Annotated in this window: 15 protein-coding genes; 6 read left to right on the forward strand and 9 right to left on the reverse strand. The window is 68.0% G+C overall.

All coding sequences use genetic code 11. The features are described 5' to 3' along the window. Positions 1-29: 29 nt before the first annotated feature. From ABWP22_RS07000 to ABWP22_RS07020, 5 genes are all read right to left on the reverse strand, one after another. On the reverse strand, positions 30-1,076 hold the full coding sequence (locus ABWP22_RS07000; RefSeq protein ID WP_353199241.1) for a lipocalin-like domain-containing protein: 1,047 nt from the start codon (positions 1,074-1,076) through the stop codon (positions 30-32). Next, the gene (locus ABWP22_RS07005; RefSeq protein WP_353199242.1) at positions 1,076-3,625 is read right to left on the reverse strand and encodes an FtsX-like permease family protein; all 2,550 of its coding nucleotides are present in this window, start codon (positions 3,623-3,625) and stop codon (positions 1,076-1,078) included. Before ABWP22_RS07005 ends, ABWP22_RS07000 begins: the two co-directional genes overlap by 1 nt. 19 nt (positions 3,626-3,644) lie before the next feature. Continuing rightward, positions 3,645-4,403 carry an ABC transporter ATP-binding protein gene (locus ABWP22_RS07010; RefSeq protein ID WP_353199243.1) on the reverse strand — a complete coding sequence of 253 codons (759 nt, stop codon included), beginning with the start codon at positions 4,401-4,403 and terminating at the stop codon, positions 3,645-3,647. A gap of 73 nt (positions 4,404-4,476) precedes the next feature. Further along, entirely contained in the window at positions 4,477-4,890 is a 414-nt protein-coding gene (locus ABWP22_RS07015) for a VOC family protein (protein WP_353199244.1), read from the reverse strand. Beyond that, positions 4,887-5,330 carry a DUF1465 family protein gene (locus tag ABWP22_RS07020; protein WP_353199245.1) on the reverse strand — a complete coding sequence of 148 codons (444 nt, stop codon included), beginning with the start codon at positions 5,328-5,330 and terminating at the stop codon, positions 4,887-4,889. The genes ABWP22_RS07015 and ABWP22_RS07020 overlap by 4 nt, the downstream gene beginning before the upstream one ends. 61 nt (positions 5,331-5,391) lie before the next feature. Between ABWP22_RS07020 and ABWP22_RS07025 the strand changes: the two genes are divergently transcribed. Next, complete coding sequence (locus tag ABWP22_RS07025; RefSeq protein WP_353199246.1) at positions 5,392-5,853, forward strand: Hsp20 family protein; 462 nt, start codon at positions 5,392-5,394, stop codon at positions 5,851-5,853. Positions 5,854-5,939: 86 nt separating this feature from the next. On the opposite strand, the gene ABWP22_RS07030 is transcribed toward ABWP22_RS07025, so the two are convergent. Both ABWP22_RS07030 and ABWP22_RS07035 read right to left on the reverse strand, forming a co-directional pair. Continuing rightward, entirely contained in the window at positions 5,940-6,503 is a 564-nt protein-coding gene (locus tag ABWP22_RS07030; RefSeq protein ID WP_353199247.1) for a tetratricopeptide repeat protein, read from the reverse strand. Positions 6,504-6,511: 8 nt separating this feature from the next. Continuing rightward, positions 6,512-6,709: a YdcH family protein gene (locus tag ABWP22_RS07035; RefSeq protein ID WP_353199248.1), complete on the reverse strand. Its 198-nt coding sequence runs from the start codon at positions 6,707-6,709 to the stop codon at positions 6,512-6,514. A gap of 244 nt (positions 6,710-6,953) precedes the next feature. Here ABWP22_RS07035 and ABWP22_RS07040 point away from each other — a divergent pair, with 244 nt between their 5' ends. After that, entirely contained in the window at positions 6,954-7,115 is a 162-nt protein-coding gene (locus ABWP22_RS07040; RefSeq protein WP_353199249.1) for a DUF465 domain-containing protein, read from the forward strand. A gap of 18 nt (positions 7,116-7,133) precedes the next feature. On the opposite strand, the gene dksA is transcribed toward ABWP22_RS07040, so the two are convergent. Continuing rightward, positions 7,134-7,562: an RNA polymerase-binding protein DksA gene (gene dksA / locus ABWP22_RS07045; RefSeq protein WP_353199457.1), complete on the reverse strand. Its 429-nt coding sequence runs from the start codon at positions 7,560-7,562 to the stop codon at positions 7,134-7,136. 255 nt (positions 7,563-7,817) lie between these two features. Next, the gene (gene phaR / locus ABWP22_RS07050; RefSeq protein WP_353199250.1) at positions 7,818-8,423 is read right to left on the reverse strand and encodes a polyhydroxyalkanoate synthesis repressor PhaR; all 606 of its coding nucleotides are present in this window, start codon (positions 8,421-8,423) and stop codon (positions 7,818-7,820) included. Between the two features lie 324 nt (positions 8,424-8,747). On the opposite strand from phaR, the gene ABWP22_RS07055 reads away from it, so the two are divergent. The 4 genes from ABWP22_RS07055 (at position 8,748) to ABWP22_RS07070 (ending at position 12,072) form a co-directional block, all read left to right on the forward strand. Further along, positions 8,748-9,737 carry a polyhydroxyalkanoate synthase family protein gene (locus ABWP22_RS07055; RefSeq protein WP_353199251.1) on the forward strand — a complete coding sequence of 330 codons (990 nt, stop codon included), beginning with the start codon at positions 8,748-8,750 and terminating at the stop codon, positions 9,735-9,737. 74 nt (positions 9,738-9,811) lie between these two features. Further along, on the forward strand, positions 9,812-10,987 hold the full coding sequence (locus ABWP22_RS07060; RefSeq protein WP_353199252.1) for an acetyl-CoA C-acetyltransferase: 1,176 nt from the start codon (positions 9,812-9,814) through the stop codon (positions 10,985-10,987). Between the two features lie 149 nt (positions 10,988-11,136). Further along, positions 11,137-11,667: a class I SAM-dependent methyltransferase gene (locus tag ABWP22_RS07065; protein ID WP_353199253.1), complete on the forward strand. Its 531-nt coding sequence runs from the start codon at positions 11,137-11,139 to the stop codon at positions 11,665-11,667. Positions 11,668-11,670: 3 nt separating this feature from the next. Beyond that, the gene (locus ABWP22_RS07070) at positions 11,671-12,072 is read left to right on the forward strand and encodes a PaaI family thioesterase (protein WP_353199254.1); all 402 of its coding nucleotides are present in this window, start codon (positions 11,671-11,673) and stop codon (positions 12,070-12,072) included. Positions 12,073-12,201 lie beyond the last annotated feature (129 nt).

The following is a 12,201-nucleotide window of genomic DNA, read 5'->3' on the forward strand; positions in this document are numbered from 1 at the left end:
CTTCGCGCCCAGCGTTAGCCTGCCCAGCCTCACATCCGCAAGGCTGAGCCGTACCCGGTCAATTCCAGATAGCCGCGCCCGCCCGTTATGGTGACCGCGCCTTCCCAATACAGCGGCCCGCCGCCCCTGCGGCTGTCGAGTTCCTGGTCCGGCATCAACGGCGTCACCGCGATGCGTTGCCAGCGGCCGTTCAACCGATATTCCACCACCGGCCGCACCGGCCAGCGCGCCTTGCTGCGCGGGCTTTGCCACCAACCCGCCGCCTGCCAGCGCACATCATCGCGGCCCAGCACGGTCAAGTGGCCGCGCGCGTCGCGCAGGCTGCCACCGGCCCACAGCGCGGTGCCATCCACAGCGCGCATGCGGAACAAGGTCAGCGCGCCGCCATCCGTCAGATTGAGACCCAGCCAATCCCAGCCGACGGCGCGCGGATTCATCAACGTGGAGGACCATTCGCGGTCCAGCCAGGCCCGGCCCGTCACCGCGCGCCGGCCGTCACCATCGGCCAACTGCCCCTGCACGTTCAACTGCGGCCAGCTATAATAATGGCTGGCCTCCTTCGGGTCCGGCCCTTTCTGGCTGTAGCCACCATCGCCTTGCACGATCACGCTCTGTGTCGGCGTGAAGGCCAGATCGAGCGCAAAGCCATCCCCGGCCACCTTGGCGTGCAACCGGCCATCGCGGCCCCGAAACAGCCGCCAATCATCGACCGCCACATCCATGTCGCCCACCCGCGCCTGCGCCAGCCCGAATCCGGCCCGCGAAATGCGCGCGGCGTGGCGCAGCCGGCCAAGGCCCGGGTCCGACAATGCGGCATGGGCAAAAATCACCTGCCGCGGCACGAACGCCGACGGATTTGGCGTGTCGAGATCGGGTTTGGTGCGAAAGAAGGTGATCTGAAAGCCCTTCTTCCCCCGCGGCGTATCGAGCCAGCCGGTGATGTACCACCATTCGGTGCGGAAATCCGGGTGCGCGCCATGATCGGCCGGAAAGCGCAGTGGCACGCCCGGCCGCACCGGCGCGAACGTCGCCGCCAGCAGCAGCGGCGCCAGCAGCAAGAGCAAAAGCCGCTTCATCACCAATCCGCCCGCACCGCCAGCAGCGCGCCCTGCCCCAGCGCCCGCCGCCCGGCTACCACCGCCGTGCCCGCCGCGCAGGCCAGCAGTGCCAGCACAAGCCCGCCCAGCACCGGCCACGGCAGCGCCAGATCCATCGTCCAATGGAAACTCTGCGGGTTGATCACCCGCACCAGCACCAGCGCCATCACCAGCCCCAACGTGCAGCCGGCCAGCGCGCCGAGCAGTCCCAACCCGCTGCCTTCCAGCGCCAGCATCGCCAGGATCTGCCGCTGGGTCACGCCGATGTGGCGCAGCATGCCGAACTCGCGCATTCGCGCCAGCACTTGCGCCGAAAAGCTCGTCGCCACCCCGGCCAGGCCGATCAATATGGCAATCGCCTCCAGCGCATAGGTGACGGCAAAGCTGCGATCGAAAATCTCCAGCGCCACCTTGCGCATCTCCGCCGGACGGCCGAACTGCGCCTGCCCCGCCACGGCCGGCGGCAGCGCCTCGTGCAGCGCCTTCTGCACGATGCCGGCATCATGGCCGGGCACCAGATCGAACGCGGCCTCGCTGGCGTGGGCATCGCCGGTAAAGCGCTGATAATCCGCCATCGGCAGCAGCAGCGCGCCCCATTGTCTGGCATAATCGCGCCAGATGCCGGCCACGAACAACGGCCGCTCCACTCCGCCGATCACGACGCCATGCACCGCCCCGACGCGCCAGCCATAAAGCCAGGCCATCGGTTCCGAAATCAGCACCGCCGTGCTGCCCGGCGGGGCCGGCGCATCGGTGCGCGCCACCATTGGCAAGCTGGCCTGCCCGCCTTGTGCCATCAGCATCACCGCCGGCCGGTCCGGATCGATGCGGATCGTCTGCAGCCGCTGAAACCGCACATTGGTGACGCCGGGCACCGCACTCAGCCGCGCCTGATCGGCCGGGGCGAGGCCGCCGGCATCGGCCGCTTCAAGATGCAGATACAGGTCCGACGGCAGCACCGCGACCAGCCAATCATCGACACTCTGCCGGAAGCTCGCCACCATCACCGCCATCGCCACCATCAGCGCGGTGGACGCGACAATGCCCGACAAGGCCAGGCTGGCCGCCTGCGGCACACCCCACAGCCGCCGCACCGCCAGATCGACCGCCGGCACCCCGCTGCCCGCGCGTGCCAGCGGCGCCAGCAGGGCGCGCACCAGCGCCGGCATCAACGCCACCCCGCCAGCCAGCAGCAACGCCATCGCCGCATAGCCCAGGATCGGCAGTCCCCACAGCGGCGGGCCCAGCGCCGCCACGCCGCCAGCCGCCAGCAACGCCAGCCCCGGCCACGCCCGCGGCGGCCGCGCCGGATCGGGGCGTTCGCCCATGCCCTTCAAGGCGGCGGCCGGGCTTTGCCGTGCCGCATTGAGTGCCGGCGCCAGGCTGCCGGCCAGCGCGGTGACAATGCCCAGCGCGCCGAACACCAGCGCCGCCAGCGGCGGAAACGCCAGTTGCGCATTGGCGCCGGAAAAATAACCGCCGCCCAGATCACCGCCGAACTGCGTCACCACCAGGCTGGCCAGGCCATAGCCCAGGCCGACCCCCAACAGCGCACCGGCCAGCCCCAAGGCCAGGCCTTCGATCAGCAATTGCCGCACCAGCCCCTCACGCGGCAGGCCCAGTACGGCCAGCAGCGCGAACTGCGGCTGCCGCCGCGCCACCGACAAGGCCTGCGCCGACCAGACCAGAAACCCGCCAGTGAGCAGCGCGACCAGCGCCAGCATGCCCAGATTGACCCGATAGGCGCGGCTGAGCGCGTCGGCGCGGCTGGCTTCATCCTCCGGCGTCGCCAGCACGGCATCGGCCGGCAGGGCTGCGGTGATGGCGCGACGGGCGGCGTCGGCATCCACCCCTTCGGCCAGTTTCAGATCGAGCCGTTGCAGCCGGGCCAGTTGGGCGAATCGCCACTGCGCGCCGGCGATATCGATCACCGCCAGCCGTGCATCCTCGCTGCCCGGCAACAGTCCGACGACTTTCCAGCGCACCTGAATCCCGGCGGCCGTGAAGCCGAACATGTCGCCAATTTTCACGCCGGCAGCGTTGGCCAGCGCGGGGGACAGCCACATGGGATCACCATCCCAATCCGGCTGGTTGCCGATGCTGGGCGCCATCGCCGCCGCCAGCCCCGGCGTCACCCGCGCGGCGCGCAGCATGTCGATGCCGAGCAGGGTGAAGCGGCCGCCATCGACCTTGGGCGCGCCGGCCCCTCTTTCTCCAGGACGCGCCAGTTCGCCCCAGCTCGCCTGCAATTCCACCACCGGGCTGACCGCCGCCACCGCCGGCAACCGGGCGATGCGCGGATACAGCGCTTCATCAAAGCCCGCCGGGCTCCGCGCCCGCACCGCCAGATCGGCGCGGCCTTGCACGCTGGCCACCGCCCGGCCGAAACTGGCCAGCGCGGCGCTGTTGACCAGATGCACGGCAAAGCCCAGCGCCACCCCCACGGCAATCGCCAGCACCGCCACCGCAATGCGCAGCGGCTGCGCACGCCATTCGCCAATCAGCAGCCAGCGGGTGGGAGCAGGCATGATGCCCATGCGCGCGCGCTCAGGCGGCAAGCGTGGTGCCAGCCGCCAGCCCGTCAGCGGTCAGCCGCACGGCGCGCGTTGCGGCGGCGGCCACCATTTCGCTGTGGGTGACGATCAGCACGGCAGCGCCTTCATCGCGGGCCTGGGCCAACAGCAGATCGAGCACGCGCCGCGCCGTTTCGGGATCGAGATTGCCGGTGGGTTCATCGGCCAGCACCAGGGGCGGCGCGTGCACCAGCGCGCGGGCGATGGCGATCCGCTGCAATTCGCCGCCCGACAGTGCCGCCGGCCAGTCACCGCCGCGGCCGCCGAGGCCGACCTTGATCAGCATGGCTTCGGCGCGGGCCAGCGCCTCGCGCTGGGGCATGCCGGCCAGCGCCAATGGCAGCGCGACATTGCGCGCCAGATCGAGGTGGGGCAGCACGTGAAAGGCCTGGAACACAAAGCCCAGTTGCCGGCAGCGCAGCGCGGCGCGGGCGGCTTCGTTCAGCCGCGCCACATCCTGGCCGGCGATGCGCACGTCGCCGGCATCCGGCGTGTCCAGGCCGGCGATGATGTTGAGCAAGGTCGATTTGCCGACCCCCGATTCGCCGGTGATCGCCACCACTTCGCCCGCGGCCACGGCCAGATCGAGGCCGGCAAACAGGCGGCGCGGGCCACCGGCCGCCGGCACGGATTTCGCAAGGCCCTGCGCCGACAGGATCGGCGCCGCATCGATCAGCGGTGGCGGCCCGGCAACAAAGGGCTGGACCATGGCAAAGGGCGTTTCGGCGCGCATCGCCGTGTGTGTAGCGCAGGCCAGCGCCGATGTTAGCCGGGTGTGGCACCATGCCCTCCCGGCCAGCGCCGATTCAGGCCTGTTTGGCGAACAGATTTTCCGGGTGGCGCATCGCCTTGAACTCCAACGCATTGCCGGCCGGATCGAACAGGAAGAAGGTGCCCTGTTCGCCGGGCTTGCCTTCAAAGCGCACATGCGGCGGCAATTCGAACTTGAAACCGGCGGCGGCGATGCGCGCGCCCAATGCCTCCCAGGCCGGCCAATCCAGCACCAGGCCGAAGTGTGGCACCGGAACACTGTCCCCATCCACCGGGTTGCGGTGGATGGCGGATCTGGGGGCGCGATGCACCACCAGTTGATGGCCGTGGAAATCGAAATCGATCCACGTTTCCGACGATCGGCCTTCCGGGCATCCCAGCGCTTCGCCATAGAAATGCCGGGCGGCGGCCAGATCATCGACCGGGATGGCGAGATGGAACGGATTCATTGTGGCTCCCCATACAGGGCCGACAATGCTTCGGCCCGCGCCAGCACCTGCCGGCTCGCCCGGGCGATGGCACCGCCCGGCGTTGCTGCCAAGGGGTGATCGTCCGAAAATGGCAGCGGTTCCTGATGGCGCAGTGGCTTCAATCGGGACGGCATGCCGGCCAAACCCACCTTGCTGTGCGCCGAATCGAGCAGCCAGGTCATCACCGCCAGCAGGCGGGCCGTGACACCCAGGCTTTCCAGCGCCGCAGCCGCCTGTGCCGCCGGCGGCTGGCCCGCCCGCCACGCCAGCCCGGGCCCATCGAACCAGTTTCGCGCCGCCTCGCCGCAGGCCAGCGTGTCGCGATACAGCATGTCGAGCTGGCCGCGCAGCCCGCCCGGTCCTCTTGAAAGCGACCGCAGGGAACCCAGATTGGCGTTGCCGGCGGGGCCAATGGGCACGCCGGCACTCCCCGGCCCGATTTGGGCGGGGCCAGCTGGCTGACCAGAGGAGAAAAGTGCCATGCGTGGATTTGATATTTCGCCGTTGCTGCGTTCGTCCATCGGATTCGAAAATCTCAACCGGTTGGTGGAATATGCCGGCCGCATCGATGCCGGTGATGCCTACCCGCCCTATAACATCGAAAAGACCGGCGAAGGCAGTTACCGCATCCAGATGGCGGTGGCCGGCTTTGCCCGTCAGGAACTTGATCTGACCGTGCAGGAAAACACCCTGCTTGTCACCGGCCAGGCCGCGAGCGACAACGACGCGCAGGAGCGCGTGTTCCTGCACCGCGGCATCGCCAAGCGCGCCTTCGAACGCCGGTTCCAACTGGCCGATACCATCAAGGTGATTGGCGCCAGCTTCGAAAATGGCTTGCTCAACATCGATCTGCTCCGCGAAATCCCGGAACACAAGAAACCGCGCAAGGTGGACATCGCTGCGGCAGGCACTGGCGACGGCCTGGCGATTGCGGCGGAATAGGCGCGCTACCCCCGACTGAGGCGCTCAACGCCCTCCCCCTTGCGGGCGGGAGGGCGTTGCCCATGTTCGACCAAGGGCAATCTTGACTACCCGCGCAACACTTTCCGGCGCTCGATGCGGAAGCGTTTCAGCTCCTCGCCGGGCGCCGGCCAACTCGGATCGGCGCGGGCGGCGGCGGCATAATCCTCCATCGCCTCGCGCAATTGGCCGGCCCCTTCATGGGCCTGAGCCCGGGCAAAATACGCCCGTGCCGGCTCTTTCGGCCCGATGGACAGGCCGTGGCTGATCAACGCCACCGCTTCCGCGCTGCGGCCGGGCAGCCGGGTGAGCGCCGCACCCTTGTTGATCCAGGCTTCGGGCAGACCGGGGGCCGCCTTGATGGCCAGATCGAAATCGGCAGCGGCAGCATCCGGCCGGCCGGCATTGAGCAGCGCAACCCCGCGGTTCATCAACATCGCCAGGCGCAGCGGCGGCGGCGTGGCAGATTCGCGCAGCGTGCGATCACAGCGCGCGATCTGGCGGCGCTGGGGCGGGCGGGCTTCGGCGGCTTCGCGGCACGGTCGGGCGATTGCTGGCTCTGGCGCTGGTTCGGCCGGCTGGGCAAGAGCCGGCGCGGCCAGCCACAACAGCAAGGTCAGCAAGCAGCGCATCGGCGCGGTCAGGCGATGATATCAGGGATCAATTGATCCTCCAGCAACATGATCTCGTCCTTCAGGCGCAGCTTCTTCTTCTTGAAGCGCTGCAACTGGATCATGTCAGGCATCGGCAGGGTGCGCAGCGCCTCGATGGCGGCATCGAGATCACGATGATCCTGGCGCAACAGTTCGATCCGGGTGCGGATTTCGGCTTCGTCCACCCTGGCGCTCCATTTGCCGAGCCAGCCGCTGACCAACAGCCGCTGACCCGTTGCCTTGCGTTAATCAATCCGGGCCGCCGGCTCAAGGGGGCGCGACCCATCCAGAACATATCGGGCGCCAATCATCCCGAACCGGCGGTAAATGGCCGCAACGGCCATGGACAGGCCAGGCAATCCATGATGCACTCACCAATCCCGGCGCTGGCCAATCCCTGGCGGCGCCGCACAGGAAAGGCTCATGCTGATGGCCAATGCCCACCGGGAACAACTCGCCAACCGCCACGCCAGGATCGATGCCAACCTGGCTGCCGAACTGAAACGGCCGGTGCCGGATTCCGTCGTGGTGCGCCGCCTGAAAGCCAAAAAGCTCAAGCTGAAAGACGAGATCAGCGCGCAATTGCACTGACAGGTCGAAAGCCGCGGCTCACTCGTCGCGGCTCACCTTTTCATCGCGCTCGTGACGTTCCTGGGCGTCGATCGTCATGGTGGCGATCGGGCGGGCTTCCAGGCGTGCCAGGCTGATCGGTTCACCGCTGACTTCGCACCAGCCATAATCGCCGGAATCGATGCGGCGCAGCGCCGAATCGATCTTGGAAATCAGCTTGCGCTGGCGATCGCGGGTGCGCAGTTCGATGCCCCAATCGGTCTCGCTGGCCGCACGATCCGTCAGATCCGGTTCGCGCAGCGGTTCAGCCTTCAGGGCTTCGAGCGTGCTTTCCGACTCTTTGAGGATCTGCTCTTTCCAGTCGAGCAATTTGCGCCGGAAATAAGCCAACTGACGCGGGTTCATGAATTCCTCGTCCGCTGACGGACGATAATCCTGTGGCAGATCATCCGCAGCCACCATGGTCATTGTGTCACCATGGTTGCCGGGACCGTCAAATTCACCGTGCGACTCGTTTTTCATCGACCGCGTATCCCACATTCCGGACGGCGCACGCGGCCACAAAAGCCAACGGATCCGTTCCCGAAAATCCGGCTGTCCAGACCCCTCCAGACAACCGGCCTCCCACGGCGAGCCAATATATTTGAACAGGGCGGGCGGCAAGTGTCCAATTTGGTTGACGGCAAGATTGTCTGACAGTTTGGCCAGATGCAGGTGGTCAGCTCAGCGCTGCAAACCGTCGATGCGCGCCTGCAACGCCGCCAACTGGTCACGCAGCAGGTCGACTTCGTCCGTGGCCGCCGGCTTTGGCCCCGAATCGCCGCCTTTGCCATCACTGGCTTTGCCATCGCCGCCCTTGGCTTCGCGCAGCCGCGCACCGGTCATCAATTCGGTGGCGGCATGAAACATCGCCAGATTCTGCCGCGCCAACTGTTCGAACGGCTTCATCGCGGCATCGCGAAACTTGGCCTGGTTTTCGGCAAAGGCCGACATCGACGCTTCCAGATAATGCGGCACCATCGATTGCATCGAATCACCATAAAGCGCGATGATCTGGCGCAGGAAGGAAATCGGCAGCATGGTCTGGCCACCGGCTTCGCCTTCCATGACGATCTGGGTGAGCACGGCGCGGGTGATATCTTCGCCGGTACGCGCATCGAACACCTGGAAATCCCGCCCCTCGCGGGTCATCACCGCCAGATGGTCGAGCGTGATGTAACTGGAAGTTTCGGTGTTGTAGAGGCGCCGGTTGGCGTATTTCTTGATGATCACCGGCGACTGCCCGGTCGAACCGGTCTTGGCGTCTGGGGAGTTTGGGGCACTGACCATGGACGCTCTCGATAAGGAAATTCGCCCAATCGGTAGCATGATCGCATGTTGCGGTGCAATGCCACAGCGCCGCGAGCGCGCCTGGCGAAGCCAAGCGCGCCGACAGGCGCAAGGCCGGCCGGGCGGGCGGCTGGCCCGAACCCCACAGCGCGTTCTCCACACCCCTCCCCCGGCCTTCGCCGGGGCAGGCTTTCGCTTCGCTCGCCACCTTCCCTTGCAGGGGAGGATCAGCAGGCTCCTCCCCGGCAAGGGGAGGTGGCGCCCGCAGGGCGACGGAGGGGTGGCACCCGCCGTCATCTGCACAACATCCCGGGCTTTGCGCCCATGACCCGCCCGCGCGGCCCGCACCCGCTCCCGCTGTTTCTCGCCACCATCAGTCATGTCTGCGGGCCGGACCGGGCGCGCATGGCCAAGATCCTTGCTGGCCTGACCCGCTATCAGTCCGCCCGCCGGCCGCCACCGCGACCTGCCCTCCCCGAAATCGCCCGCGTCGGCGGCGTCACGCTGCGCGCCCGCGCTGCCACAGGCAGGCCGCTGCTGGTGGTGCCGTCGCTGATCAACCCGCCCGATGTGCTCGATCTGGCACCGGGGCAGAGCCTGCTCGGCCATCTTGCCGACGCGGGTTTCCAGCCGTTGCTGGTCGATTGGGGCGCGCATCCCGAACCATTGGGCCTTGCCGAACTGGTCGAACAGCGGTTGGTGCCGCTGATCGCCGCGCTGGGGCAGAAGCTGCCGGCCGTGGGCTATTGTCTGGGCGGCACGCTGGCGTTGGCGGCGGCGCGCGCCGGCGGCATCAAACGGCTGGCGCTGCTGGCCACGCCCTGGCGCTTTGCCGCCTATGGAGAGACGGGCCGTCAGACCCTGGGCCATTGGTGGACCGGCGCACAACCCATTGCGCAGCCGCTGGGCCTGGTGCCGATGGACCTGCTGCAGCCGGCGTTCTGGGCGCTCGATCCCGAAGCGCTGGCACACAAGTTCGCGCAGATCGCCGACGCCGACGAGCCCACGGTGGCGGCGTTCGCGCGGCTGGAGGATTGGGCCAACGGCGGCGCGCCGCTCAGCCTGGCCGCCGCCGCCGATCTGGCCGCGCTGTTCGATGGCGGCGCAACCGGCATTGCCGGCGATGCGGTGCCGACCATCAAGATCCTCGATGTCGTGGCGCTCACGGATCGCATCGTCCCGGCGGCGGCGGCACTGACCAACCCCGGCGATGCCGCGCGGCTGGAGATTGCCAGCGGCCATGTCGGCATGGTGGTCGGCCGCGGTGCCCCGGCCCGGCTGCATGCGCCGCTGACGGCGTTTCTGGCTGGCTGAATCGGCTGGCCCGTGCGACGGCGCGGGCCTAGTCTTCGCCCAAACGACTCGGATAACCAAAGGAACAAACGCCAATGACCAACATTGTCATCACCGCCGCCCGCCGCACCGCTGTCGGCAGTTTCCTTGGCAGCTTCGCCGCCACCCCGGCCCATCTGCTTGGCAAGGCGGCGATCGAGGCGGCGTTGCTGGACGCAGGCGTGGCGCCCGAAGAGGTGGATGAGGTGATCCTGGGCCAGGTGCTCACCGCGGCACAGGGCCAGAATCCGGCCCGGCAGGCCGCCATGGCCGCCGGCGTCAACCGCGAAGCGCCGGCCTATGGGGTCAACCAGGTGTGCGGATCGGGCCTGCGCGCGGTCGCCATGGCGGCGCAAGCCATTGCCAATGGCGATGCCGGCATCGTGGTGGCCGGCGGCCAGGAATCGATGAGCCTTTCCAACCATGCCCAGGCCCTGCGCGCCGGGCAGAAGATGGGCCACATGGAACTGGTCGATACGATGATCAAGGATGGCCTGTGGGATGCCTTCAACGGCTATCACATGGGCATCACCGCCGAAAATGTCGCGGAAATGTACCAGATCAGCCGCAGCGCCCAGGATGAATTTGCCGTCGCCAGCCAGAACAAGGCCAGCGCCGCCCGCGCCGCCGGACGCTTCGCGGCCGAAATCGCGCCCGTCACCATCAAGGGCCGCAAGGGCGACACCATCGTCGATACCGACGAATATATCCGCGATGGCGTCACGATCGACAGCGTGTCAGGCCTGAAGGGCGCATTCAAGAAGGACGGATCGGTCACCGCCGCCAATGCCAGCGGCCTGAATGACGGTGCCGCCGTGCTGGTGCTGATGACCGAAGCCGAAGCCGCGCGCCGCGGCGCCACCGTGCTCGCCCGCATCGCCGGCTTCGCCAGCGTCGGTGTCGATCCCGCCGTGATGGGCATCGGCCCGGTGCCGGCCAGCCGCAAGGCGCTGGCCAAGGCCGGCTGGTCGGTCGCCGATCTCGATCTGGTGGAAGCCAATGAAGCCTTTGCCGCGCAGGCGCTGGCGGTGGGCCAGGAACTCGGCCTCGATCCCGCCACGCTGAACGTGAATGGCGGCGCGATTGCCATCGGCCACCCGATCGGCGCGTCGGGCGCGCGCGTGCTGGTGACGTTGCTGCACGAGATGGGCCGGCGCGATGCCAAGAAGGGCTTGGCGACATTGTGCATCGGCGGCGGCATGGGGATTGCGCTGGCGGTTGAACGGGGCTGAGGCCGAAAGGCCCACCCCCAGCCCCTCCCGCAAGCGGGAGGGGAGCAGAAGGGCCAAGCGCAAACGGCGCCCCTCCCGCTCGCGGGAGGGGCTGGGGGTGGGAACAGCCCCCTTCCCGCCCCCGGCAATCCGCGCCATAACCTTGGCCCATGATCCGCGACGCCACGCCCATCGAGCGCCTGTTTGCCGGCCACCGCGCCGAGCATCCCAATGGCCGTCTGCTGGTGCTGGGCCGGCCACCGGAAAAGGTCGAACTCAATCTGGAAGGCTGGGAACGCGTCGCCTGCGTGGCGGCCAGCGACGATGAACTGCGCCCCGGCACGGTGCGCGCCGATCCGCATCATCTGCCGTTTCACGAGGCGCTGTTCGACAAGGCGTTGCTGTCGGCGGAACTGGTGCAACCGCGGCTGATGCTGCGCGAATTGTGGCGCGTGCTGGCGCCGGCCGGGCTGGCCGTGCTGGTGGTGCGGGCGCGGCGGCCCTGGCACATCAAGGATATCGGCTGGCTGCGCGATCCGCTGCAACTGCGGCTGGATGAAACAATGTTCGAGGTGATGGACTGGCGCGTCGAATCCCTGCCCGATCGCCATCATGTCGTGCTGGTTTCCAAGCGCGACTGGCAGAAATCCGTTCTGGTCGGCGCCGCCGATCCCGCGATGGAACCCCGATTGGTGAATTGATCGATGGACGCACACGCACTGGCCGCCGTGGTGAAGATGGTGCCATTTTCGGCGCATCTCGGCTTTGAGATCAAGGTGATGGGCAAGGACCAGGTTGTGGTCCACGCTGTCATCCAGCCCGAACACTGCACCAGCGGCGGCACCGCCCACGGCGGCTTCCTGATGGCGCTGGCGGATTTCACCGGGGCGGTTGGCGCGTTTCAGGTGCTGCCCGAAGGCGCCAAGGGTACCACCACCATCGAATCGAAAACCAACATGATGGGGGCGATTCCAGCCGGCACCACGTTGGTCGCCACCGCCACCCCGCTGCATGTCGGGCGGCGCACCAGCGTGTGGGTGACGCGCGTGGAAAGCGAGGGCGGCAAGCTGGCCAGCGTGACGACGCAGACGCAGATGGCGCTGTAGAGCGCATTAGGTGGCGTGAGCCACTCCCTCCCCCTTGCGGGGAGGGCGACTCGCGCCCCTTGGCGCGAGCGGGGTGGGGGTCCAACAGCGGCAACATGGAGAACCCCCACCCCGCCGCAAATGGAAAAC

The sequence above is a fragment of the Sandarakinorhabdus sp. genome (assembly GCF_040398665.1).
Classification (GTDB): Bacteria; Pseudomonadota; Alphaproteobacteria; order Sphingomonadales; family Sphingomonadaceae; genus Sandarakinorhabdus.

What these genes read in the sequence shown, in the direction of transcription:
- dksA (WP_353199457.1), bottom strand. Translation starts at nt 7,562, where the DNA reads ATGACCATGGTGGCTGCGGATGATCTGCCACAGGATTATCGTCCGTCA.
- ABWP22_RS07010 (WP_353199243.1), bottom strand. Translation starts at nt 4,403, where the DNA reads ATGCGCGCCGAAACGCCCTTTGCCATGGTCCAGCCCTTTGTTGCCGGG.
- ABWP22_RS07055 (WP_353199251.1), top strand. Translation starts at nt 8,748, where the DNA reads ATGACCCGCCCGCGCGGCCCGCACCCGCTCCCGCTGTTTCTCGCCACC.
- ABWP22_RS07000 (WP_353199241.1), bottom strand. Translation starts at nt 1,076, where the DNA reads ATGAAGCGGCTTTTGCTCTTGCTGCTGGCGCCGCTGCTGCTGGCGGCG.
- ABWP22_RS07005 (WP_353199242.1), bottom strand. Translation starts at nt 3,625, where the DNA reads ATGCCTGCTCCCACCCGCTGGCTGCTGATTGGCGAATGGCGTGCGCAG.
- ABWP22_RS07060 (WP_353199252.1), top strand. Translation starts at nt 9,812, where the DNA reads ATGACCAACATTGTCATCACCGCCGCCCGCCGCACCGCTGTCGGCAGT.
- ABWP22_RS07070 (WP_353199254.1), top strand. Translation starts at nt 11,671, where the DNA reads ATGGACGCACACGCACTGGCCGCCGTGGTGAAGATGGTGCCATTTTCG.
- phaR (WP_353199250.1), bottom strand. Translation starts at nt 8,423, where the DNA reads ATGGTCAGTGCCCCAAACTCCCCAGACGCCAAGACCGGTTCGACCGGG.
- ABWP22_RS07065 (WP_353199253.1), top strand. Translation starts at nt 11,137, where the DNA reads ATGATCCGCGACGCCACGCCCATCGAGCGCCTGTTTGCCGGCCACCGC.
- ABWP22_RS07015 (WP_353199244.1), bottom strand. Translation starts at nt 4,890, where the DNA reads ATGAATCCGTTCCATCTCGCCATCCCGGTCGATGATCTGGCCGCCGCC.
- ABWP22_RS07030 (WP_353199247.1), bottom strand. Translation starts at nt 6,503, where the DNA reads ATGCGCTGCTTGCTGACCTTGCTGTTGTGGCTGGCCGCGCCGGCTCTT.
- ABWP22_RS07040 (WP_353199249.1), top strand. Translation starts at nt 6,954, where the DNA reads ATGGCCAATGCCCACCGGGAACAACTCGCCAACCGCCACGCCAGGATC.
- ABWP22_RS07025 (WP_353199246.1), top strand. Translation starts at nt 5,392, where the DNA reads ATGCGTGGATTTGATATTTCGCCGTTGCTGCGTTCGTCCATCGGATTC.